The following is a 24,459-nucleotide window of genomic DNA, read 5'->3' as shown; positions in this document are numbered from 1 at the left end:
CTCCTTATATATTGTTTATCTAATCACTATTAAATTTTATAGCATCTTCTCTATTTTCATAATTGCATAATCTATAGCTGAGTCTATATTTCCATTATTTTTTCCGCCACCTTGTGCTAAATGGTTGCTTCCCCCACCTCTTCCATCAAGAAGTGTTATACTATCCTTTAATATTGTGTTCATACTAATATCTTTTAAGTTATCTGAGGAAGCAAAAACTAAATTGACCTTATCACTTGACTTCAATGCCATTAATGATATAGTATTATCATTTTCACTAATTTTTGTTGCGATTTTATTTATTAATTTTAAATCTTCATCTTCATATATCTTCTTAATTATAGATATATTTCCTACTTTTTTTGATTTTTCTATCATTTCTTTTACTTCATAATTTGCTACTACCTCTTCTAGTTTTCTTTTTTGTTTTAGAGATTCTTCTAACTTTTCGTTTAAGTTAGATATGCCATTTAAAGATTCTTCCTCACTACATTTTAAGAATCTACAAATTTTAGTTAAATATACATCTCTTCTAAGTACTTCATCTACTGCTCTTTTTCCAGCTAAAAATTCTATTCTAGTAGCCTTTCTACTTTTTTCCCATCTTCTAATCTTTATAATTCTAAGATCTGCCGTTGATTTTGGATGTACTCCACAGCAAGCATTAGCATCTAAATCTCCTATTTTAACTATTCTTATCTCTTCATCTGTGTTTGGTAAATCTCTTCTAATCCATATTTTTTTCAGATCCTTTTTTGATGGTGTAAGCGTCTCTACTTCAATATTCTCTCTTATTATTTCATTAGCAATAACTTCTACTTCTCTTATTTGTTCTTCAGTTAAATATCCATTAATATCAACTGTACTAATATCTTTCCCTAGATGAAATCCTACAGTATTAGCATTAAATGTCTTATAAAAACAACCTGAAAGTACATGTTGTCCAAAGTGTTGATGCATACCATCTTCTCTTCTATCCCAATCAATTTCACATTTTACCTTGTGTATTTTTATTGGTTTTTTATTTAGTACATGATATATTTTCCCATTTTCCTCATATACATCGATTACTTTATGTTCTCCAATACTTCCCAAATCACAAAATTGCCCTCCGCCTCCTGGGAAAAAAGCTGTTTTATCTAACAAAATGTGAAATTTATCTCCTACCTCTTTTATTTCAATAATCTCAGCAGTAAAATTTTTTAAATACTGATCTTTGTAATATAATTTTTCCATATTTAATTCTCCAATTCTCTTATTATAAACATTATTATAGTAACAAACTCATCTTTATTCGTCATTATATAATATATAAATTTTATTTATTTATATATTATACTATAAAATTTGCCAATATCTATTTTATCAGAAAACCTCTGTACTAAAAATATTGTGTGTAATTTTTTTTAATATAGACTATAATTTAATATGGACTGTAATTTTATATACAAACTAAGAAGGTGATAAAATTTGAACTTTAGCAAGATACAAGAATTAATAAAACATAATACTCATCCCTCTAGGTGGAAAAGGGGGGTAGTTTACTTTAATAGTAGATTTGTAGATCATGTTAGCGTTAATATAGATAATAATATTATAACCTTTGAGGGGTTAGTTGAATCAGAATATGATAATGAAGTTTACTCTACATCAATAAGTATTGATACTTCAAGTTATAGTATAGTTGGGGGTAATTGCACTTGTGAGGACTGTCGCTCAAGAAGTTCTTCTACTACACTATTTATATGTAAGCATCTAGCTGGCACTTCTCTTCAAGGTATACAAACGTTAAAAAGAGACTATGCTCAAAATCTAATTACCGATTTTGCACCTGCTAAAAATATTATTAGCTACCCTACTTCTCCAAGTAAGAGATTACTTCAATCCCTAGATACTTCTAGGTTTGATATAGTTAATTTAGAAGTTAACTTAAATGTAACTTCTGAGCATGATATTAATGCAGACTTCAAGATAGGTAATGATAAAATGTATGTACTAAAAAGTATAAGAGAGTTCTCAAAAGCTAGAGTTAATAATACTACCTTAGATTATGGTAAAAACTTTACTTATAATCCAAGTATTCATTATTTCTCTAAAGAAGATACAAAAATTGCAGATATAATAGAGGACTATGGTATAAATGTTTCTCCATATGCAAGTAACTCATATAATTCCAAGTTTATGGATCTAGGTCAAAGTGGTTTTAAGCGTTTTTTAGAATCATTAGTAAATAAAGAGTTTAATCTTAACTTTTATGACACAGTTTACAATCCTCAAATAATACACGATCGTATACCTGTATTATTTGACCTCAACAAAAATGGAAATGGAATTTCTCTTACTTATCATGGTGATTTACCTAAACCGGTTACATCAAAAGGTGATGTTCTTTTATTTGATGGAAATTTATATATATTATCTCCAGAAAATTATATAAGCTATAAAAATGTTTACTCTATGTTAAATGAGTTTAAAGAAATAACCTTTGATAACGAAGATACCAAAGATGTATTAAGCTCTCTTATTCCTAGATTAGAGGAGCTATCTACTAATATTAATATCGATGAAGAAATAAAAATAAATACTGTAAGTGATTTTAAGCCAGAGTTTTATTTTGATCTTAAAAATGCCAATATAGTTTGTGAACTAAAATTTGCATACGATGATAATAATGGCGAAAAGTTCATACTAAGAGATATTCCTCGTGAAAAATATTTTGCTTCTAAATTAGAATCTTTTAATTTTGCTTTCTTAAATAGATATTATGTATTTAAAGGTAATGACTCAGATTTATTTGAATTTCTTAATAATAATTTAGAAGAACTTAAAGTCTTAGGCGATGTATATTACTCTGATAAGTTTAAGAGTAGAAGGGTACATAATTCATCTTCACTTACTGCATCTATAAACCAGGGCTCTGGAGGCTATCTAGACTTCTCATTTAATATATCTGATATAGATAAAAGAGAATATAAAGATATACTTACTGCATTCAAGTCTAAAAGTAAATTCTATAAGTTAAAGGACGGTAGCTTTATTAACTTACAAGAATCTAAGACTAGAGATTTCCTTGAACTAGTTGATACATTAGACTTAGTAAGCAATTTAAAAGACACTAAGATTCATAAAAATAAAGCACTTTTTATTAATGAAATGTTAAATACTAAAAACTTAAGCTTTATAAATGGTTCTGATACTATTAATGATATTTGTAATAAGTTTAAAGAATTAGATAAATCTAACTTAAAAATTCCAAATGAATTGAATGGAACGTTACGTGACTACCAAGTCAGCGGACTTAACTGGTTTAATACTTTATCTCATTATGAATTTGGAGGAATACTTGCCGATGAAATGGGACTAGGTAAAACATTACAAGCCATAGCATTTTTATGCGCTCACAGAAATACAAAATCTCTAATAGTTACACCAACGTCACTTATATATAACTGGAAAAATGAATTTGATACTTTTGCACCTAGTATGAAAGTATTATTAATTCATGGCAATAAGAAAGAACGTGAAGTTTCTCTAAATAATATAGATGACTATGATGTAATAATAACCACTTATGGAACACTTAGAAATGATCTTGATTTTTACTCAGAAAAATCATTTGACTACTGTATTATAGATGAGGCTCAAAATATTAAAAATCCAGTTGCCTTAAGTACTGAGGCAGTAAAAAGTATTGTTGCAAGATGTAAATTTGCATTAACGGGTACACCTATTGAAAATAACTTATTTGAATTATGGTCAATTTTTGACTTTGTTATGCCTGGTTATTTATACAGTAGAAGCAAATTCCAGAAGCTATTTATGAATAATGCAGAGAGTGCAGATAATTTAAAAAAGCTTATACAACCCTTTGTATTAAGACGAAGTAAAAAAGAAGTTATGATTGAGCTGCCTGATAAAATAGAGAAAAAGTTTTTTGTTGATTTAAATAAAGATCAAAGAAAAATTTATAGTGCTTATGTAGATGAAATACAAGAAAAAATGAGAGATGATAAAATCAAAAATGATAGTATTACAATTCTTTCTTACCTAACTAAACTTAGACAATTATGCTTAGATCCTAGTGTACTTGTTGAGAATTACAATAAAAAGAGCGCTAAAATTGAAGCGTGCTTAGATATTTTAGAAGAAAGTATTAACAACAATCATAAAATACTTCTATTCTCACAATTTACATCTGTACTAAAAAATATAGGTAATGAACTTCATGAAAATAATATTGAATACTACTATTTAGATGGTCAGACTGGTGCCAAGGAAAGAATTGAGTTAGTTAATGAATTTAACACTGGAGATAAAATCAAGGTATTTTTAATATCATTAAAAGCTGGTGGCACAGGATTAAATCTTACAAGCGCTGATGTTGTAATACATTTTGACCCTTGGTGGAATCCATCTGTAGAAAATCAAGCTAGTGATAGAGCTCATAGATTTGGTCAAAAAAATGTTGTTGAAGTCATTAAGTTAATCGCCAAAGGTACCATTGAAGAAAAAATTGTTACACTTCAAGAAAGCAAAAAAGAACTTATTGATGAATTTATAAATGGAGACTTATCCAACGGCAATATACTAAAAAGTCTTTCCGATAAAGAAATTATTGGATTATTTAATTAAAAAAGAAGCTATAAATGTATACTAGTAAATATATACATCTATAGCTCTTTTTATTTTTTAATTATTATATTAGTATTCTATCTTAAGTATACATTTTTAAGAAATTCGTAGTTTAAATCTTTAATAGATTCTACTAATGAGTCGGCTCTATTTAAATCCTGATTCCCCGAATCAATATTTTTAAATCCTATACATTTCATATTTGCTGACTTAGCAGCTGATACACCACTTTTTGAATCTTCTATCACAATACATTCCTCTGGTTCTACATTTAACTCTTTGGCTGCTTTTAAAAATACATCTGGAAATGGCTTTGACTTAGGTACCGATTCTCCTGTAATAAGTTTATCAAAATACTTATGTATTTCTGTACTAATTGTTACATCAAGTATGTCTGATATTGGTGAAGATGATGCAACTGCCAATTTAATATTATTTGACTTTAAATCAAGTATTAACTCTTTTATTCCATCAATAATTTGATATCCATCACGTTTTATAATTACCTCTTTAAGAAGCATCATTTCATCTATTAATTCATACGTATCCCTAGTAATAAAAAATTTTTTCTTAAGTGAATCCCAAGTATATTCATTAGTTGTCCCAATCAGTTTTTCATATTCTTTATAATCTATATCATGACCCATTTCATTCAATAATTCTTTTATCACTTTATAGTATATCGGTTCTGTATTAACTATTACACCATCCATATCAAAAATAACTGCCTTTAGCATACCTTATCTCCTCTCCCTAACTAATTCTTAGCAATTCGATATCATAGTATTTTTATGCTTGATGAATAATATAAAATTCTACATGTTTATATTCTAATCCTCTAAAAAAAATATGGCTTGGATAAAATTAAATATATCCAAGCCATATTTTTTAATTATTAATCTCTAAATCTATCTACAAATCCCTTTATAATATCTTCTAAATCACCAGTTTCTTCTATCTCTTCTATAGATGGCGTACTTATACCGCAACCATGACTATAATTTACAGCACATATGTCAATTTCATCATTTTCAAAGTTAACTAATAAACCTATAAAATGATTTAAATCTAAACTTAAATCGCCAATATCTTTTATAGTGTTCTCCTCTAGATATAAGTCTCCTTGGAAGTATGTTAAGTTATATTTTTTCCCATCTATTAATTCCACTTTTTCGTTACCTTCATAAGTTCTACCTATAGTAAATAATAAAGAATAATCTTCATTTAATAAAGCTTCCTTAAAATCATCTGAAGTTTGGAAATCTTCGTAATCTTCTTCAAAGTGTAATACATCCATGTAGTCTTTATCTATTAAATTTATTCCAACTCTTATATCCACAGATTCTCCAACTAATTCATCTATATTACCTTCATAGTAATTTATAAAATCGTTTAATCTAAAATCTTCAATATTAATCTTTACTGGCTTCATGTTGTCCTCTTTCTCTTTAATGTCTTATTTATTCTAGTACGGTCTATTATACTATAAACTTTATAAATTATCTTTTGAAATTAATAACTTTTATATCTTTATTTACTACTTTATCTTCTTCTACTTCATATGTAGAAGATAGCTTTCCTTTTTTAAGACCTAGTAGTTCTTCTATATCTTCTTGGTATAAAGGAACACCATCCTCTGATAGATATTTGATAAAAGAACTCTTAGTCATTATATTATTCTCAATAATTAAATCTAAGGCAGTCTTCGAAAGAATAGGATTTGTAGCCTTAGCATTGTCTAATGGCTCTTTCTTTGACCATCCTAACTTCTTCATTTCTTTTTTTAAATAGTCATACTTTCTACCACTTATTTGACCTAAATCATATAGCCTAGAAATCAAAGTAGAGATCGGCACTATCCACATTGCCTTTAAATCAATATAATCTTCTATTTCAGCTGTATTACCTAAATTTCCAAGCAAGCTTACTTCAGGAAGTAAGAAGGCTTCTGCAAATTGATTTGCTTTTACTATATCTTCAAGCAATATTTTTCCTAGTTCATATGCTAGCTCATAATTCCTTCTTGTTATCGATTTTTTGTCATTTCCCAGTACAATTGTATATTTTTCATTATCGTATGACTTGTGTTTTACACTAAATGATTTGATACTGTTTTTTCCTGTGTTTATTGTAGAAATTATTATTCCATTAGATTCTAATAAATTCAGCATATTGTAAATTGGTGTATCATCTAAGTTCCAGTACTTCCTTACAGACTTCGCTATTGATTCAATACTTTCACCTTTATTTATTAAAGGTAAATTTAATTTTGGAAAAGATATATATTGCTCTATAAAATTGTATATTTTGTTAGTTATAAGTATCTTTTCTAAATATGATAATTCATCTTTTGTACAATCTGATAGATCATTCCCATCTAATATTTTAGAATTAAAATATACTTTCTCTATATTAACATTAATTTTACTCATTTTATCAAAGTATTCTCTCGGAAATTTTAAAATGTTACTAAGATTTAATATTTCTTCTAGATTAGGTAATTCCTTATTATCCTCAAGATTTTTTAGATGGTCCTTTTTTATATTTGTTTCTTTCGATAATAGATCTATACTTTTATTTCTATATAGTCTAGCTGATCGTAATTTATCTCCATTAAAGTTTTTATTTTTATTCATATTTTATCCTACCTCTAAAATATTGATTTTTATAAGTATATTATAGCATATTTACTTTTAAATCTAAAAAGTTCTATATAAATAAAAATACTCTAGCAAATTGCTAGAGTACAAAATCTATTATCCCTTTATCTAAATTGTATAAGTTTTTAAACCCTTCCATTGATAACAAATTACACGCTGTTATACTTCTATGACCGCTTCTACAGTATACTATTACTTTTTTATCCTTGTATTCCTCTATTTCATCTACATTATACATTAATTCCATAAGTGGAATATTAATAGCTGATTCTATATTTTTCTCTTCAAACTCTTCTTCAGTTCTAACATCTACTAAACATATATCTTCTTTATCTTCTAGTATTTTTCTTAATTGTTTCGTATTTATATTTTTGTAGTACATATTCCACCTCCACATGATTTATAATTATAATTTATTTATACCCCTTAGAGTTTATTCTAAACCCTATATGTGGCTAGCCTTTAATAGTAGTTCATATAAATATTTTATTCTTCCATAAATATACTTTGCTTGTAATTTTAAAATAAGCTCATATCTTAACTATTATCTAAGATATGAGCTTATTAATTTATTTCCCTAAGTATTCTAATATTTCAGGTACATTTTTATCTGCTTTAACTTTATCATACACTTTTTCAATAATACCATTTCCATCTATTATGTATGTAGTTCTAACTACTCCAAATCCAACTTTTCCATATAATTTTTTCTCTTTCCATACATCATAATCCTTAATTACTTCTAATTCTGGATCTGATAATAATATAAATGGTAACTCATTTTTATCTGCAAATCTTATATGTGAGGTTTTGCTATCTTTGCTTACACCAATAACTATAACATTACTTGATGTAAAAGTTTGATAGTTATCTCTAAATGCACATGCTTGCTTTGTACATCCTGGTGTGCTATCTTTTGGGTAAAAATATAATACTACTTTCTTTCCAGCAAAGTCTGATAAACTTACTGTATTTCCGTCTTTATCTTCTAATTTAAAATCTGGTGCTTTAGTTCCTGCTTCAAGCATAATATACAACTCCTCGTATGTAATTTTATTTGTGATAATTATTTCAATATTTAAATAATACACATATTTAATAATTCTTAAACACAAGGTGTATACAAAATATTTATGGTATTACTTTCTTCATTTTCGTAAACCATTGCATCTACCTCATAGACTTGCTTTATTAATTCTTTTGTCAATACTTCTTTTGGTGTACCATAAGCAACAATATATCCATCTTTAAGTACATATATTTTATCACAATACATTGCTGCAATATTTAAGTCATGTATTGCTGCTATGACTTCGATATCTAATTCCTTCACTATATTCATTAACTGTAATTGATATTTTATATCTAAGTGATTTGTAGGCTCATCTAGTATTAAACAATCAGTTTTTTGTGCTAATGCTCTTGCTAATATAATACGTTGCTGCTCCCCACCAGATAAAGTATTAAAATTTCTATCTTTAAAATCTAGCATATCAACTTTTTTTAGTGAATCATACATAATTTTATAATCATTTTCATTATCTCTCTCCATCATATTTTTGTGAGGTGATCGTCCCATTAGTACTATATCCTTTACACTAAAGTCGAAATCATAAAAATTATGCTGAGATACCACTGCTATTTTTTTTGCACTTTCTTTTATATTTATTTTATTTATATTAGTTCCATCTATTATAATACTACCCAAACTAGGTTTTAATGTCCTATATAGACACTTTAAAAAAGTAGATTTTCCACTTCCATTAGGCCCTATTATACCAATAAATTCCCTGTTGGATACATCTATACTTATACCTTTTAATATACTTTTTTTACCTATTGAAAACTTAATATCTTCGCTTTTTAGATTCATTAGTTTTTACCTCCAAATCCATATGTCTTTTTAATCATAAGCCATATAAAGCAGGGTCCACCAATAATGGAAGTCAGAATGCCTATAGGCAGCTCAGTTCCTTTTATTATACTTCTTGATAGTACATCAGCCCAAATTAAAAATATAGCACCTAGCAAAGAGGCTATTGGGATAATTTTCTTATGATCTGTTCCAAATACCATCCTTACTATATGAGGTATTACTAAGCCCACAAATCCTATCATACCTGATGAATATACTAATATTCCTATCATTATTGAAGTAATTAACAGATATATATGCCTATATTTATTAAGGTTACTCCCTAAAGTTATTGATACTTCATCTCCTAATAGCATTAAATTTAAAGTTCTATATTGTGTTGAAAAAAATATAATCCCTAAAAGTATTATAGGAACTATAATAGATATTTCTTGCCACTTAGCTCCTGCTAAGCTACCCATTAGCCAAAATGTGATAGTTTGCATACCTTGAGCATCATTTGCAAAATATACGATAAAGCTTGAGAATGCACTACATACTGAACTTAATGCCATTCCTGCAAGAAGTAACTTTATTGAATTTGACCTTCCTCCAATATTTGATATTACAAGAACTAGCATTGATACAGTAAATGCACCTATAAAACCACTTACACCTATAGCATTACTACCAAGTACTGTTCCTAATCCAAACATAATTGCTATAGTAGCTCCTAATGAAGCTCCCGAAGATACTCCAAGTATATAAGGGTCTGCCAGAGGATTTTTTACTATTGCTTGCATCACTATCCCAACTACAGAAAGTCCAGCACCGACTGATATAGCAAGTATTATTCTTGGTAATCTAATTAACCAGACTACATCGTGAATTGCTCCACTACCTAAGATATCTTCATTTCCTACATGAAATAATTTATAAAAAATTATCTCATATACTTCGCCTATACTTATGTCTACTGACCCTTTTGTAACTGCAAGTCCTACAGATAAAAATAATATAGCCAATAATACAATAGAAACACCTACATACATAGGTGTTCCTTTAAGTATATTAGATTTTCTTTGTTCCATATACATTTCTTTTTCCATAAATTTGTCCTACTTCTCTAAATTTGGATATAATCCATTTGCAAAAGTTTTTATACCATCTATAGTTCTTATACCACTAGAATACATTTCACCTAGTGCTATAGGATATACTCTTTTATTTTTCACTGCATTTAAACTTTTTAGTGCCTTATTTTCTAATATACGGTTAACTTCTTGCTCTGGTACCTTTTCATCACTTTTATCCATATAAACTACAAATATAGAATCTGGGTTAAGATTGATTAAGTCCTCAGTACTTATCCCCTTACCTTCTGGATGTAATAATTTTGCACCAAGCTTTGTCACCATATCTCCACCTAGTGTATTAGTTCCATATGTAGATATTTTATCGTCAAAAAACTCTAAAATTAAAGTACTTTGCTTTTCTTGATCTTTAGTAGATATAGCTACAGATTCAACTTCTTTATTTATTTCATCAGCTAATGCTTGAGCTTTTTCTTCTACATTAAATATTTTTCCTAAATTCAATATATCATTTATTTCATTTTCTATTGTTCTATCCTCTGCTGCTCCACTGTTTAAAGATATGTAAGTATTTATATTATTATCATGCCAGTAATCAACTTCTCCAAGTCTTTTATCATCAAATAAAGAGTACCATCCCAAAATCATATCGGGTTGAGTCATTATTATACTTTCCTTTGAAGGTGTAAATTCCTCTAAATAATTCACTTTACTAAAAGCTTCTTTATATTCCTCTTTCACATCATGATCTAAACCTGCTGCTGCAACAATCTTATCTTCAAGACCAAGTGCTAACATAGTCTCTATAGAGTTTTGGTATATTGCTACTACTTTTTCTGGAGCTTTTTCAAAAGTTACTTCTACAGGTTCTTTCTTGTAATTATAAGTTGAAATAGTTACAGGATAATGTAAATTATTCTCTGCACTTTCTGTACTCCCTTCTACCTTTGAACCTGTTTGCTCTGTTTTTGGTGTAGAGCTACATCCGCTAAGACCTATTACAATTAATATACTTAATAATATACTTAGGCTTTTTCTTAATTTTTTCATTAGTTATCCTCCCTTTGCATCGAAGAGTATCGATAGCTTAATACTGGCAAGTCTCCTGACTTATAGGTCATCATCCTAGCTCACCTTCCCAAAGTTATACTTCAGTGGTATATTGAACTAGCACTACCTAATTACAGTAGCGGCACTGTGTAGAATTTTCATCTAACTTCCTTTTTAATTTGAAAACCAGTATTATTTGTATTTTATTATCTTTACTTAATTATATTATATTACCTTTTTTACCATATTTCTATATAAATTTATATATATTATCAATTGCAAATTATTATTTCTTTATAATAAAAATAGCTGTACATGTTATGTACAGCCTTTATATATATCATATTTATTTTTATTCAATTATAGTATATTGAAAGTTTTCAAATAATAATTTTGTTCCTTCGTCAATTTCTAAAGGTAAAAGTGCTCTTGCAATACTTATTTGATTTTTATTTTCATCTTCTAATACTGCATAATCTCCATTAATTAGAACAACTATATAATTTATTGTTACCATAATAATTTCCTCCTCCCTGTATAAGTTAAATACTTTATGTACATATGTAATTAAACTAAGTATTCTCTATAAAAACTGAATATATCTTCTAAATAAGGCCATGAAATAGTATCTTTTTCAAAATACATCTCATGCTTAGACTCTGGGTATAATTTAATTTTACAATTCTTTGCATTTTCTACAAATTTATTTTGACCTTTAGACTTTACAAAGGTATCTCTCCCTGCTTGGCATAACATCACAGGAATATCTACCTTATGAGCATTTTCAACTATTTCCTTAGTAGCTTCAAATGCATTTTTAAGCCAGTTATAAGATGCCCCACTTCTCTGATACTTTGCATTATCTAGTAAAAATTTATGATAATTTTTGTATCTATTTTTTGATGAAGTTGCCGATTCTTCAAGCTTTTCATCTATAACAAAAGGACCATGACCTAGTACATATTTATTCCCCATACCAAATGCCACTACTATATTTGCTATAGCCTTTGCAATAAATTCAGGATAGCTTCCAGTATGTATTTGCATCATCGGAGCGTTAAGTATTGCGGCATCAAAGTACCCTTTATGCCTTTCTAAAAATAATGCTCCTATTCCTCCACCCATTGAGTGTGCAAATAAAAACTTTGATTTATTGCCACTCTCAGGTACTACTACTGTGTCAATAAACTTTTTTAAATCTTCTATGTAATAATCAAATTTATCTACATTTACTTGAGTATCATCCACTATTTGTAAATTTGCTAAACTACCAGATCTTCCATGGCCTCTATGTTCTATCGCATACACAGAGTATCCTTCTTGTAAGAAATAATATATTAATTCATGATACTTTTCTAGTGATTCTGAAAATCCGTGACTAATGACTATATTAGCCTTACTATTTTTAAGTACATATTTCTCGCAATATATTTTTTTATCTTCCTTACCTTCTATATAAATTTCTTCTATATATTTATCTAAAAAAGGTAATACTACATTATTTAACTTATCCTCTATATCTTTTTCTGAAAAATATTTCTTTGATAAACTCTCAATGCTAATATCCGAATAACTCATATATGCTCCCTCATTTCTATGCATTACTTAAACTATCCAAAAATAACTCAAATTCTTTTTTTAATACATGTAAGTCATTATCATCATAATAAAAATGCCCAGAATTATTTAAGGTTACTATTTTTTTATGTGTATTATTTAATCTCTTGTTAAATAGTTTTAATGTCTTATTACTGACAAATTCATCATGTTTTGTATGAACAATAAGCAATGGTACCTTAATATTTGATAGTTTTTTTCTTGTATCTTTTACAAGATAGAAAAGATCAATATAGCGCGGTGCCCAAGATAAATAAGTTAAAATTGATGATTTTTCTATACTAAATGCGTTTGCAGCTGCCACTTCCAGAGCATTTTCATTATTTATACTTCCCATACCTATTTTTATACTTCTTATCATTCCACTAACTTTTAATCGTATATTTAAAGGTGTAGCAAGTGCCACTATACCGTCTATTTTTCTAGAGTCCTTACTGTAAGCTAACACTGATAACAAAGCCCCCATAGAATGACCGACTAAAATAATACTATTATATTGCTTCTTTATTTGGCTCAAACTTTCTTCTAAATATTCCATCCACTTCCTCGAATTACTACTTGCAAAATCTACACCGCTACCTCCATGTCCTGGGAGTAGTAATGCTGATACAGAGTGACCTCTCTTATACGCAAGTTGTGATAATTCTATAAACTGCTTTGGTCCTTCTAGTATTCCATGAGTAAATACAATAATTGTTTCTCTATCTTCATGTTCCTTTATGAATGGCTCATGTCTTTTATATGAAATCAGTGTTAAGCGCCCCTTTACTTTGATAAGATTTCTAACTTATTATACCATAATTTTACTTTTAATCGATTATCCTATTTTGAAAATATATTATTATATTTAAAAAGGTCTCTATAAATAGAGACCTTTTATATAAATTAAAATTCTGAGTTCTTAGGTGTTCTTGGGAATGGTATTACGTCTCTAATGTTTGACATACCAGTCATATACATTATTATTCTTTCAAATCCAAGACCAAATCCTGAGTGAGTAGCTGTTCCGAACTTTCTAAGCTCTAAGTACCACCAGTAATCTTCCTTGTTTAATCCCATTTCTTCTATTCTTCCTAATAGCTGTTCTTCTCTTTCTTCTCTTTGAGAACCTCCAACTATTTCTCCTACTCCTGGTACTAGTAAGTCCATAGCTCTAACAGTTTTTCCGTCTTCATTCATTCTCATATAGAATGCTTTTATATCTTTAGGGTAGTCTGTTACAAATACTGGAGCTTTAAATATTTGTTCTGTTAAATATCTTTCATGCTCAGTTTGAAGGTCATCTCCCCACTTAACTGGGTATTCAAACTCATGTCCTGATTCTTGTAACATTTCAACTGCTTTAGTATAAGTAAGTCTTGTAAAATCTGAGTTTACTACATTGTTTAATCTTTCTAATAATCCTTTATCTATGAAACCATTGAAAAATTCCATTTCTTCTGGAGCATTTTCCATTACGTAGTTTATAACATACTTTATCATATCCTCAGCAAGTTCCATGTTGTCTTCTAAGTCTGCAAAACATATTTCAGGCTCTATCATCCAAAACTCAGATGCATGTCTTTGTGTAAATGAGTTCTCAGCTCTGAAAGTTGGTCCAAAAGTATAAACATTTCTAAATGCTAAAGCCATTATTTCAGCATTTAACTGACCTGAAACTGTTAGGTTAGCTTCTTTTCCGAAGAAATCTTTGCTATAATCTATGTTTCCTTCTTCAGTTTTAGGTATATTGTTTAGATCCATAGTAGTTAATCTAAACATCTCTCCTGCACCTTCACAGTCACTTCCTGTTATAATTGGAGAATGCGCATATACGAAGTTTCTATCTTGGAAGAACTTGTGTATAGCGTATGCTGCTAAACTTCTTACTCTAAATACAGCTGAGAAAGTATTACTTCTTGGTCTTAAGTGAGCTATTGTTCTTAAATACTCAAGAGTATGTCTTTTCTTTTGTAGTGGATATGAACTATCAGACTCACCTTCAATAACTATGTTTGTTGCATGTATTTCTACTGGTTGCTTAGCACCTTCTGTTGATACTAATTCACCCTCTACTAATATAGATGAGCTTATTGGTAACTTAGTTATTTCTTTGTAGTTTTCTAATTTCTCATCCGATAATACTACTTGCATATTTTTAAAGAAACTTCCGTCATTTAATTCTATGAACCCAAAGTTCTTAGATGCTCTAGATGTTCTTATCCAACCTGCTACTGCAACAGTTTTTCCTATATGTTCTTCTTTGTTTCTATATAACTCTTTTACTGTTATGAATTGCTTTTGCATATATATTTCCTCCTTAAATTTAATTTATTTCAATAAAAAAAGTCCTTCAATCCCATGAAAAGGGACGAAAGACTATTATCTTCGCGGTACCACCCTAATTGCCAATATATATTGACCTCTTAGTTAAGCTATTGCTTATGATCTATAACGGGATCTCCCGTCTAAGCCTACTCACAATATTGCTTTCGGTTAGAGACTCCAAGGCGTTATTCAATATAAACTTGGTACTGGGCTTACACCATCCCCAACTCGCTGTTACTAGTATTTATATCTACTGATCTTATCATCGTCTTTTTATACTTATATAATATTATTTCAAAGTTTAAGAAGATTATACCAACTTATAAAATTTAAGTCAATACTTTATATTTATACTAAATATACTTCTTTCTTGTGCATATTTTTATAATTTATGTTTAAAATCTTTTTAATCATTAATACTAAGTATTAGGAGGTGTTAGCTTGAAATATTTTTTTATATTTTTAATAATGCTATGTTTTATTGCTCCCGCAGTTGAAGAAAACAAGGATGCGTCACAAGTATTTAAAGATAGTATTTATAATTATATTACTTGTCTCGATACTGCGACTAAATATTTATCAGAAAATGTCCCTGCTTTTTCAAAGTTTGCTGAGCTTCCATATAAGATTGCTTACAAGAAGGTTATGGATGATAGAGTATTTACTAAGCATTTAGTTATGTCTGGTGAAACTTTAGATGATATTATATGCACTTACAACAATAACGTAGATGATATTGAAGATTTTCGAAAAGTTGTTTATATGGAAAATCAAGATATAATTACTAAAGATTATGAGATTAAATCAGGTGATTATTTAACTGTACCTAGTGACTAATTGTATTTTATTGATTTTTAATTTATAATATATACTTTGCTTTTAATTAAATACTACAATATGTTCTTTCTAAAAAATATCTATTACTTCTGATTGAATAACCATTTTGAACATACACAATTTCATAACCATACTATCGCACATATCATTTATTCGCTTTAATTAATTTCTAGTATTGTAAATTTAGATTCGTTTTCTATTTCTCAGAATCTAGAGTTATAATCTAGTAGTTTATTACATATTTTCATTTCTTTATCTTCACTAGGACTTAAATTTATAATTTGACTCATAGTTCCCTCTCTTATTATAATCTAAGTTAACTATAGTATCTTTTTGTATATATAACAATATAAATCCAAAAAGGACTAACATTGTCACTGTTAGCCCTTTAGTATTTCTATCTAATATTAAAATTGATTCATAAAGAAGAATTGCCCTGGTCCTATTGGAGCTCCAAATAAGGCCCAAGCTGCTGCAAATACTGTCCATACTAATAAGAATGTTATTGATATTGGAAGCATTATACTCATCAAGTTCCCAATACCAAAGTTTTTCTTATACTTTTGACCAAATATTACTATAACCCCCATATAACTCATAAGTGGTGAGATTATATTTGTTGAAGAATCCCCTATACGATACATTAATTGTACCCCAGCTGGAGAGAATCCTGCTGCCATTAATATAGGTATAAATATTGGTGCAAGTAAACCATATTTTGAAGTCCCACCTGCTATAAATAAGTTTACAAAAGCAGTAAACCATATAAATGCAATCATAAGTATCATTGCCCAGAACATATTATCTGTAGGTATATTAGACACTACTGTAGCCCCCATAGATGCTATTAGTATACCTAAGTGTGAATCATTAAAGAAGTTTAAGAATTGTGCAACAAAGAATAATATAACTATTATTGAAGCCATACTCTTCATAGAAGTTACCATAGCACCTATAACATCATCTTTAGTCTTAAATGTTCCCGACTTAAATCCATAAATAATACCAGGAACTAAGAATACAAAGAACATTAACATCATTATCATGTCTCCGCTAAAGAATAAAGAGTTTAAGAAACCATCTGCTTTCGATAAAGCTAAAGTTCCTTCTGGACTTATTGCTGTCATCTGAACTGTAGTTGATAAATCTCCTATTACAGGTATAACATTATTTTTGTCTATCGGTAATGCTGTTAATACTATAAATGCAATTACTCCAAGTAAAGTATTATTAGCAATTTTAAACGCTTTCTTTTCTCTATCATTTAAATGTTCAGAGTGCTCTACAACATCAGCTTCACTTCTATCATACTTACCAAGGCTTGGCTCTACTATCTTGTCTATTACTATAGCACCAAATAGTACTATCACAGCTGTTGAAGCCATAAGGAAGAACCAGTTTGATGTAGAAGTTACTCCTGCTGCAAAGCTTGTACCTGCCAATGCATCTCCAGTTTCTGCTGCTGCTTGAGTAAATGGAACTAGAAGTGCATCAAATGACCCTATTAATAAATTTGCACTAAATCCACCAGAAACTCCTGCAAAGCCTGCTGCAAGTCCAACTAATGGATTTCTTCCAAGTGTATAATAGATAAGAGCTGCAAGTGGTATTAATACAACATAACCAGCATCTGAAGCTACATTTGACATAACCCCTAAGAATATAACAACTGGTGTAACCATTTTTGCTGGAGTAGATCTAACTATGCTTCTCATAGCAATTGATAAGTATCCACTTTGTTCCATAACACCTATTGCTAGCATTATTATAAGTATTGCACCAAGTGCACTCATTCCCATAAAGTTTTTAATAACAGACCCTACTATATAAGACAATCCGTTTGAATATGTTTCTGCTACAGCTGTTCCACCTGCCGTAACTTTTAAAACTTCTATAGGCTTTTGACCTAATAAGTTGTTTATTGGGAACGCCCCAAGTTCCGTTTCTGCAACTACACCAAACATCCCTAATATTGCTGATAATACTAGTACTGCAACTGAGATATAAACAAACATTAGTGCTGGACTAGGTAATTTATTCCCCAATTTTTCTATAAATCCCATCGCCGATTGAATCTTAGACCTTTTTACTTTTTCAGCATTAGCCGTTTTTTGCATACGTTTTCCCCCTTGATATAATTTATTTTATATTTATAATTCCTTTCTCTTATATTATATTTATTTTATACATATTTTTCTATATTTTTCGAAAATTCCATTTAAAATAAATTTATTTCTTAAGTTTAGATATTTATTTTCTCTTATTCTACTTTTTACTTAAAAAAATAAATTTGTATACAAAAATCTTTTTTTATTATTAAATAATCTTATAAAAAAACAACAACTTATACTATACATGTTGTATAAGCTGCTGTTCATATTCTTAAATAATTTAGTATCTATTTCTCTATAATTTTCTTTATTCATCAATTAATATATCTAGAAATTTACTTGTATTGCTTAGAAATGCTTTAGTAATCTGATAGTGTTGACTCTCTTCGTATTCTACCTCTTTAATTCCTTTGTCATCTATTTCATAAATTATTGCATTTGGATAAGCCATAAGAATAGGAGAGTGCGTAGCAATAATAAACTGACTACCACTATTTACAAGCTCATGTATCCTTGTTATCATAGCCATCTGCCTAGAAGGTGAAAGTGCCGCTTCCGGTTCATCTAATATATATAAACCTCTTTCTGAAAATTTATTTATAAAAATCGAAAAAAATGATTCCCCGTGAGATTGCTTATGAAGAGATGTTCCGCCATAGGAGTCAATAATTTTAGGCCCACCACACGACTCTTTATCTAATTCATCTATGTTTGAAGCTACATTGTAAAGTGATTCAGCTCTTAGAAAAAATCCGTCTTTAGGCTTTTTAATACCTTTTACTAAGTTTATATAATCATATAATTCGGAATGACTATCCATAGTAGAAAAATTAAAATTCTTTGTTCCCCCTTCTGGGTTAAATCCATAATTTACAGCTATTGCTTCAAGCAGAGTTGACTTTCCACTTCCATTTTCACCAACAATAAAAGTTACCTTTGGATGAAATTTTAATGAATTCAAGTTTCTTATTATAGGTAAACAAAATGGATATTTATTATCATTATTATCTTTTCGTATTATATTCAAAGACCTAATAAATTGATTTATTATCTCTGACTCCATAATTTATACCCCTTTACATCATATAGATTCTTATTTACTCATCTTTTATTGCTAATATAAATTTTACTATAGTTTTTGTCTATACATAATATTATTTTATAGTTTTTGTCAATTATACATATGTTTTCCATTTATATATAATAGACATGTAAGCTTATAAATCTATTATACGAAAGGAAACTGATTATGAAAACTAGATTATTAACATTTAGTGCTATATGTATAGTATTAAATGTAGTTGTAGGAATGACTGTACAAATGATCAATATCCCTATTCTTTTTTTAGATACTATTGGTACAATTATTGGATCACTTGTACTAGGTCCTTGGTATGGGGCTGCAATTGGTGGATGTACAAATCTTGTACTTGGTGTTATTTCTGGCCCAACAAATATTCCTTTTGCACTTGTAAATATTATTTTAGGACTTGTTGTTGGATTTATTTCCAGAAAAAATAGTTTTAGCTATAAAACTGCTATACTTACTGGTATTGCACTAGCGGTAATATGTCCACTTATTGGTACACCTATTTCAGTATTAGTATTTGGTGGATTAAGTGGTAGTGGAGCTGATATTTTAGTTGGTTTTCTAATGCAAAGTGGCCAAAAAATCTTTACATCCGCATTTATTCCAAGGATTTTAACTAATATTATAGATAAACCATTATCTTGTATTATTGCATTATTTTTAATTTCTAGGCTACCAAATAGTTTTGTTAATGATTTAAAGTTAGCAAAAAGTAAATAGACGAACCTAATTAGGTTCGTCTTTTTTTATATTACTTTTTTATTCTACTTTTAACTTTTTCTAAAATTACATTGACTTCGTCTACTTTAAGAACTAAAATGCTAATTCCGTATACTATCGCACCTGCACCTACTGCAACTACTAATGTTATAGCTTCTTTTATAAATCCAGTTCCTAGTAAGTTTGCTACTGTATTATAAACAAATGAAGTAACTATTGCCATTAGTCCTGCTGAAATTATTGATTTAACCATCGCAGATACTATTGACTTACCTCCAAATGCACCTATTTTTTTTCTTAAACTTATAAATAATAATATTATTGTTACTAATGCTGATATACTAGTTGCAAATGCCAGTCCTGCAAGTTGCATGTTAGTGTATCTAACAAACATAACATTAAGTACTATATTTAGTATCATAGCTATAATACCATTTATCATTGGTGTCTTAGTATCTTGTAATGAATAAAATACTTTTCCTAGAATATCTCTAAGACCAAATCCAATCATACCAATTGAATAGAATATAAGAGCTATTGCTGTCATCTGTGTAGCTCTAGCATCAAATTCTCCTCTTTGGAAAAGTAATTTAACTATTGGATTAGCTAATATTATAGCACCAACTGATATTGGTATTACTAATAATGTAACTGTATTTACTGATGTTACTATAGATTTATTGAATTTTTCTTTATTATTTTCTGATGATAATTTAGATAACATCGGATATACCACAGAAGATATAGATACTATAAACATCCCCATAACAAATTGGTTAAGTTTTGTAGCATAGTTTAGTGCAGATATACTACCTTCAACCAATGTAGATGCTATAGTTCTATCTACTATAGTATTTATCTGATTAACTGCTACTCCTATTAAAACTGGAGCTACTAACCACAACATCTTCTTTATATGCTCATCACGTAAATTTATATATGGCTTATATTTATATCCCTTCTTCATTGCAAATGGAAGTTGGAACACAAATTGTAATGAAAGTCCAAATAACGTACCCCAAGGTAATAAGTTTGGATTAATTTTTACACTCACTAATATTGATATTATTATTAATAAGTTATATGGTACTGGCATCAAACCAGGTATAATAAAGTTCTCTTTTACTTGTAAGAAAGCCATCATAATATAACTTATTCCTAAAAATGCAAGACCTAATATAAGTACTCTTGTAAAGTATACAGCTTGTGCTAATGTTTCACCTTCAAAACCTACTGCAAATAATTTTACTATTGGCTCTGTAAATATTGCACCTATTACTGATAAGGCTATACATATTAGAATAACTATATTAAAAACATTATTAGTAAACTTAAGTGATGCTTTTTCTCCTTGAGTAGAGTTTACATCGCAATAAAGTGGTATAAATGCAGTTCCAAGTGATGTACCTATTGCTGTAAATATTACTGCTGGAATATTCATAGCTACTAAAAATGCATCACTAGTTCCAGATGCTCCATATGCAGATGCTAATGCAAGTTCTCTACCAAATCCAAGCATTTTTGCAATTAATGTAGCAGCCATAAGTCCTACTGCTGCTTTTGCTACTTTTGACATATTTATTATCTCCTATACTTCTTTAAACTTACTTCTTAGCTTTTTTTATATTCTCAGATTCCAAATACATAGCAATATTTTGTCCAGAATTGTCTATATCTCCTGACATATCTAGTAAATTGCCTATAAATATATTCCCAAGAATATTATAATCTAAGTCGTCTATTTTATTATCTTTATTTTCCGTTTTATACTTATCTTGATTCTTCAATGATAACGTCTCCCTTCATTGTGGTATTGTTAATAGTTTACGTAATTTACTTAAAACACATACAATATTTTAAGCAATATAAGTAGATAAATCTCAATACATAATGAAGAGTAAAATTATATACTAACCAACTCTAAGTTTTAACTAATATTACTATTATAAACTAAAACTATTAAATCTTAATAGTTATTAATTAAAATTTTTTATAGTATAGTTATTTTTTAATTTATGTAGATAAACTTACTATAAAATTTTTATATAAACTCCCTCTTTTGACTTATCTAATGCATTTTTATTTAAGGTTTTTACTAGTAAAGATTGTTCCGATGCTTTACATACTATACCATCTATAAATACACTTGGGTCAATAATTCTTAACTTGTTTACTTGATGAATATCATAATTACAACTATCCTCTTTAACTTTTACATTAGAGTTAAGAGAGTCTATCAATTTTATAATTTCTTTAGACGTTGATTTTTTAAGTAAATTAAGAACATAGTCATCATCTCTTAATAAATCTTCTAAATCCATCTCTTTCAAATCTAGAGCAATTTTTAATGCTTTTGACAATCTATCATAGGCATATACATTTAAGGGGTCCATAAAGAAATCAATCACTTCTTTGTAATAAATATCTACAAACCATTCTGCACTTTTTAAAGATTTAATCACCATTTCTCCATTTACTATGCTCAAACTTTCTATAAATGCATCTATATCTTTCTTTGTTATAAACCCATAATGAAACATATCTCTTAGAGTATAATCTACTCTATCTGCACATATAGACGGTGCTGATTTCTCAAGAATTGTCCACTTTGATTCATTAAACATTATTTCTTTAAAATCATATCCATAGCTATCTAATATATTCTCTATATCAGAGTCTAATATAACTTGCTCAAATATTTTCTCATGATAATTTTCTTCTCTATTATTTAGAGTAAAATCTACAACATGCGAAAATGCCGTATGAGATATATCATGTAGTAATCCCGCAATCTGCTCTTCAACACATCCACCCATAATTCTAATAAGTAGCATTACCCCAATAGAGTGATCATATCTAGTTACATTCCAAAGTGGATTTACAAGATAACTGGCTCCTCCTTGATGAATATTTTTTAATCTCTGAATTTCCTTAGTATTTATTAATTCTCTTATTACTGGTTCTACAGTAAACTGTCCATATATAGAATCTTTTATATTCATAAATTCCTCCAATACTTAAATGATAATAGCCCAGAATTATATCTTATCATAAACCACATAAAATATCATTTAATTTAACATGAAGATTTCATCATATTAAAACATAAAAAATGGATGAATATACCATTCATCCATCTTGAAAACTTTATCTTATATAAATATTCTACTTATCTGTAGTAATAAATTTAAACATATTGTGCTTCTCAAATCCAAATAGTTTAGCTGTAATATTTATTGGAAACTTTGTTATAAAGTCGTTATATAAAATAGTCTTTATATTATATTTTTCCTTTTGCATATGTATGCTTTCTTGCACATCAACTAAATCTTTAGCAATAGCATTTACTTGTTCATTTAATTCAATATCTGTATAACTATCTTTAATAACCATAAGTCTAACTAAGTCATTTTCCAATTTGTTGTCCTTTTTTACTTTCTCATTAATAGTATTTGCTTCATTTAAATTATTTTTTATACTTTTAATAACTTCATTTACTAGCTTTTCATCCGGTACAATTTCTTCTACTAGATTAGCAAAGTTAGAAATATTTTCATAGTATTTCGAAAGATTAGACTCTACAACACTGAATTGCTTTTTTACATCCTTTTCTAAAGAAGATATTTTAGAATAATAAAAACCTAAATATCCAATGATAATTACTAATATAAGTACAATAATTGCTACAATTTTTTTTCTCATATATAATCTCCCTCTACATTAATATCCCTATTATATATGTTTTAAATTTGTACTTATTCATAATATATTTACTATTATTTAAAAAGTTATATATATCATATAGATATTCCTATTTCCATATGCATATTTCAACTAGTTGTAGTATATTATGCATCTTATTATATCAGACGATACTTCATTTATGTTTATAAGCTCTATCTTTAAATTTTCTTTTGATTTATATTTTACAACAGCCAAATCTTTATCATTTAAAATAACTTCCTCGTCATTGTTAAGCAAAATTTTGATATTACCATTTAGGCAGTATAAAGTTTGAGCTATATTATAACACTCTTTATTATTGCTAACATAGGATAGCTCTATACAATTATTGAGTTGAATATGTTCTATATCACCTACACTATCTGTGTTTAACATTAAATTAAAATCAATTACCTTGCCAAAGCTTCTAGTATTCCAATCTCCTAGAAAACTGTCTTGTTCAAACTTATTAAGTTTTACGTTATGATGCCCTTTGTGTTCTAGCAATAGTTCTCCATCTAGAATCATTATTTTACGTTTTATATTAGGCAACTTTGTAAACTCAGACTCATTAAGTTCTACCTTTGCTGAGCTTATCCTCCACTTAAAATCTCTTTTATTATAAATCGAATCCTCTGGGTATATGTACAATTGAGTAGTTGTTCCTCCTGACCAATTGCTAGTTACTAACTCGCCTTTTTTAATAACTTTAATATACTTATTCAAGCTTAATCTACCTCCCTTTATTAATATAGCCATCTAT

Annotated in this window: 23 protein-coding genes, 1 riboswitch and 1 other annotated feature; of the genes, 3 read left to right on the top strand and 20 right to left on the bottom strand. The window is 28.4% G+C overall.

All coding sequences use genetic code 11. From position 1 onward, the window contains the following. Positions 1-36 precede the first annotated feature (36 nt). On the bottom strand, positions 37-1,236 hold the full coding sequence (locus tag CHL78_RS03545) for an alanyl-tRNA editing protein (RefSeq protein ID WP_094367248.1): 1,200 nt from the start codon (positions 1,234-1,236) through the stop codon (positions 37-39). 234 nt (positions 1,237-1,470) lie between these two features. On the opposite strand from CHL78_RS03545, the gene CHL78_RS03540 reads away from it, so the two are divergent. Next, positions 1,471-4,632, top strand: coding sequence for a DEAD/DEAH box helicase (locus tag CHL78_RS03540; RefSeq protein ID WP_094367247.1), 3,162 nt, complete (start codon positions 1,471-1,473; stop codon positions 4,630-4,632). Between the two features lie 77 nt (positions 4,633-4,709). Here CHL78_RS03540 and CHL78_RS03535 read toward each other — a convergent pair whose 3' ends face one another. The 12 genes from CHL78_RS03535 to asnS form a co-directional block, all read right to left on the bottom strand. Beyond that, on the bottom strand, positions 4,710-5,369 hold the full coding sequence (locus tag CHL78_RS03535) for an HAD family hydrolase (protein ID WP_094367246.1): 660 nt from the start codon (positions 5,367-5,369) through the stop codon (positions 4,710-4,712). A gap of 158 nt (positions 5,370-5,527) precedes the next feature. Further along, the gene (locus tag CHL78_RS03530; RefSeq protein ID WP_094367245.1) at positions 5,528-6,064 is read right to left on the bottom strand and encodes a hypothetical protein; all 537 of its coding nucleotides are present in this window, start codon (positions 6,062-6,064) and stop codon (positions 5,528-5,530) included. A 67-nt stretch (positions 6,065-6,131) separates the two neighbouring features. Then, positions 6,132-7,268 carry a helix-turn-helix domain-containing protein gene (locus tag CHL78_RS03525; RefSeq protein ID WP_094367244.1) on the bottom strand — a complete coding sequence of 379 codons (1,137 nt, stop codon included), beginning with the start codon at positions 7,266-7,268 and terminating at the stop codon, positions 6,132-6,134. Between the two features lie 103 nt (positions 7,269-7,371). Next, positions 7,372-7,674 carry a rhodanese-like domain-containing protein gene (locus CHL78_RS03520; protein WP_094367243.1) on the bottom strand — a complete coding sequence of 101 codons (303 nt, stop codon included), beginning with the start codon at positions 7,672-7,674 and terminating at the stop codon, positions 7,372-7,374. Positions 7,675-7,861: 187 nt separating this feature from the next. Further along, positions 7,862-8,320, bottom strand: coding sequence for a thioredoxin-dependent thiol peroxidase (gene bcp, locus CHL78_RS03515; protein ID WP_094367242.1), 459 nt, complete (start codon positions 8,318-8,320; stop codon positions 7,862-7,864). Between the two features lie 77 nt (positions 8,321-8,397). Continuing rightward, positions 8,398-9,165, bottom strand: a complete 768-nt coding sequence (locus tag CHL78_RS03510) for an ABC transporter ATP-binding protein (RefSeq protein ID WP_094367241.1) — start codon at positions 9,163-9,165, stop codon at positions 8,398-8,400. Next, complete coding sequence (locus tag CHL78_RS03505) at positions 9,165-10,256, bottom strand: FecCD family ABC transporter permease (RefSeq protein ID WP_243446359.1); 1,092 nt, start codon at positions 10,254-10,256, stop codon at positions 9,165-9,167. Before CHL78_RS03505 ends, CHL78_RS03510 begins: the two co-directional genes overlap by 1 nt. Positions 10,257-10,265: 9 nt before the next feature. Further along, positions 10,266-11,291 carry an ABC transporter substrate-binding protein gene (locus CHL78_RS03500; protein ID WP_094367240.1) on the bottom strand — a complete coding sequence of 342 codons (1,026 nt, stop codon included), beginning with the start codon at positions 11,289-11,291 and terminating at the stop codon, positions 10,266-10,268. A 28-nt stretch (positions 11,292-11,319) separates the two neighbouring features. Further along, positions 11,320-11,497, bottom strand: a riboswitch (cobalamin riboswitch). Between the two features lie 146 nt (positions 11,498-11,643). Beyond that, positions 11,644-11,808 carry a DUF3006 domain-containing protein gene (locus CHL78_RS03495; RefSeq protein WP_116041202.1) on the bottom strand — a complete coding sequence of 55 codons (165 nt, stop codon included), beginning with the start codon at positions 11,806-11,808 and terminating at the stop codon, positions 11,644-11,646. A gap of 50 nt (positions 11,809-11,858) precedes the next feature. Next, on the bottom strand, positions 11,859-12,869 hold the full coding sequence (locus CHL78_RS03490) for an alpha/beta fold hydrolase (RefSeq protein ID WP_243446358.1): 1,011 nt from the start codon (positions 12,867-12,869) through the stop codon (positions 11,859-11,861). A gap of 16 nt (positions 12,870-12,885) precedes the next feature. Further along, positions 12,886-13,599 carry an alpha/beta hydrolase gene (locus CHL78_RS03485; protein WP_274541834.1) on the bottom strand — a complete coding sequence of 238 codons (714 nt, stop codon included), beginning with the start codon at positions 13,597-13,599 and terminating at the stop codon, positions 12,886-12,888. 194 nt (positions 13,600-13,793) lie between these two features. Beyond that, complete coding sequence (gene asnS, locus CHL78_RS03480; protein ID WP_094367237.1) at positions 13,794-15,194, bottom strand: asparagine--tRNA ligase; 1,401 nt, start codon at positions 15,192-15,194, stop codon at positions 13,794-13,796. A gap of 57 nt (positions 15,195-15,251) precedes the next feature. After that, positions 15,252-15,490: a binding site (T-box leader), on the bottom strand. 166 nt (positions 15,491-15,656) lie between these two features. Here asnS and CHL78_RS03475 point away from each other — a divergent pair. Continuing rightward, complete coding sequence (locus CHL78_RS03475; RefSeq protein WP_094367236.1) at positions 15,657-16,052, top strand: hypothetical protein; 396 nt, start codon at positions 15,657-15,659, stop codon at positions 16,050-16,052. A gap of 407 nt (positions 16,053-16,459) precedes the next feature. Here CHL78_RS03475 and CHL78_RS03470 read toward each other — a convergent pair whose 3' ends face one another. Both CHL78_RS03470 and CHL78_RS03465 read right to left on the bottom strand, forming a co-directional pair. Then, entirely contained in the window at positions 16,460-18,169 is a 1,710-nt protein-coding gene (locus tag CHL78_RS03470) for an AbgT family transporter (protein ID WP_116041200.1), read from the bottom strand. Between the two features lie 301 nt (positions 18,170-18,470). Beyond that, complete coding sequence (locus CHL78_RS03465; protein ID WP_094368169.1) at positions 18,471-19,226, bottom strand: AAA family ATPase; 756 nt, start codon at positions 19,224-19,226, stop codon at positions 18,471-18,473. Between the two features lie 186 nt (positions 19,227-19,412). Here CHL78_RS03465 and CHL78_RS03460 point away from each other — a divergent pair, with 186 nt between their 5' ends. Beyond that, positions 19,413-19,973 carry a CD3073 family putative ECF transporter S component gene (locus tag CHL78_RS03460; RefSeq protein WP_094368170.1) on the top strand — a complete coding sequence of 187 codons (561 nt, stop codon included), beginning with the start codon at positions 19,413-19,415 and terminating at the stop codon, positions 19,971-19,973. A 31-nt stretch (positions 19,974-20,004) separates the two neighbouring features. On the opposite strand, the gene murJ is transcribed toward CHL78_RS03460, so the two are convergent. From murJ to CHL78_RS03435, 5 genes are all read right to left on the bottom strand, one after another. Next, positions 20,005-21,549, bottom strand: a complete 1,545-nt coding sequence (gene murJ, locus CHL78_RS03455) for a murein biosynthesis integral membrane protein MurJ (protein WP_094368171.1) — start codon at positions 21,547-21,549, stop codon at positions 20,005-20,007. Between the two features lie 28 nt (positions 21,550-21,577). Beyond that, positions 21,578-21,760, bottom strand: coding sequence for a hypothetical protein (locus tag CHL78_RS03450; protein ID WP_094368172.1), 183 nt, complete (start codon positions 21,758-21,760; stop codon positions 21,578-21,580). 243 nt (positions 21,761-22,003) lie between these two features. Further along, the gene (locus tag CHL78_RS03445) at positions 22,004-22,975 is read right to left on the bottom strand and encodes an HD domain-containing protein (protein WP_094368173.1); all 972 of its coding nucleotides are present in this window, start codon (positions 22,973-22,975) and stop codon (positions 22,004-22,006) included. A gap of 163 nt (positions 22,976-23,138) precedes the next feature. Further along, positions 23,139-23,675 (bottom strand): LemA family protein, encoded by a 537-nt coding sequence (locus tag CHL78_RS03440; RefSeq protein ID WP_094368174.1) that lies wholly within the window; start codon positions 23,673-23,675, stop codon positions 23,139-23,141. 132 nt (positions 23,676-23,807) lie between these two features. After that, a complete protein-coding gene (locus CHL78_RS03435) occupies positions 23,808-24,422 on the bottom strand; it encodes a HutD family protein (RefSeq protein ID WP_199533981.1) in 615 nt (204 codons plus the stop codon). Between the last annotated feature and the right edge of the window lie 37 nt (positions 24,423-24,459).

The sequence above is a fragment of the Romboutsia weinsteinii genome, from assembly GCF_002250835.2.
Classification (GTDB): Bacteria; Bacillota; Clostridia; order Peptostreptococcales; family Peptostreptococcaceae; genus Romboutsia_A; species Romboutsia_A weinsteinii.
This window is presented reverse-complemented; position numbering and strand designations above follow the sequence as displayed.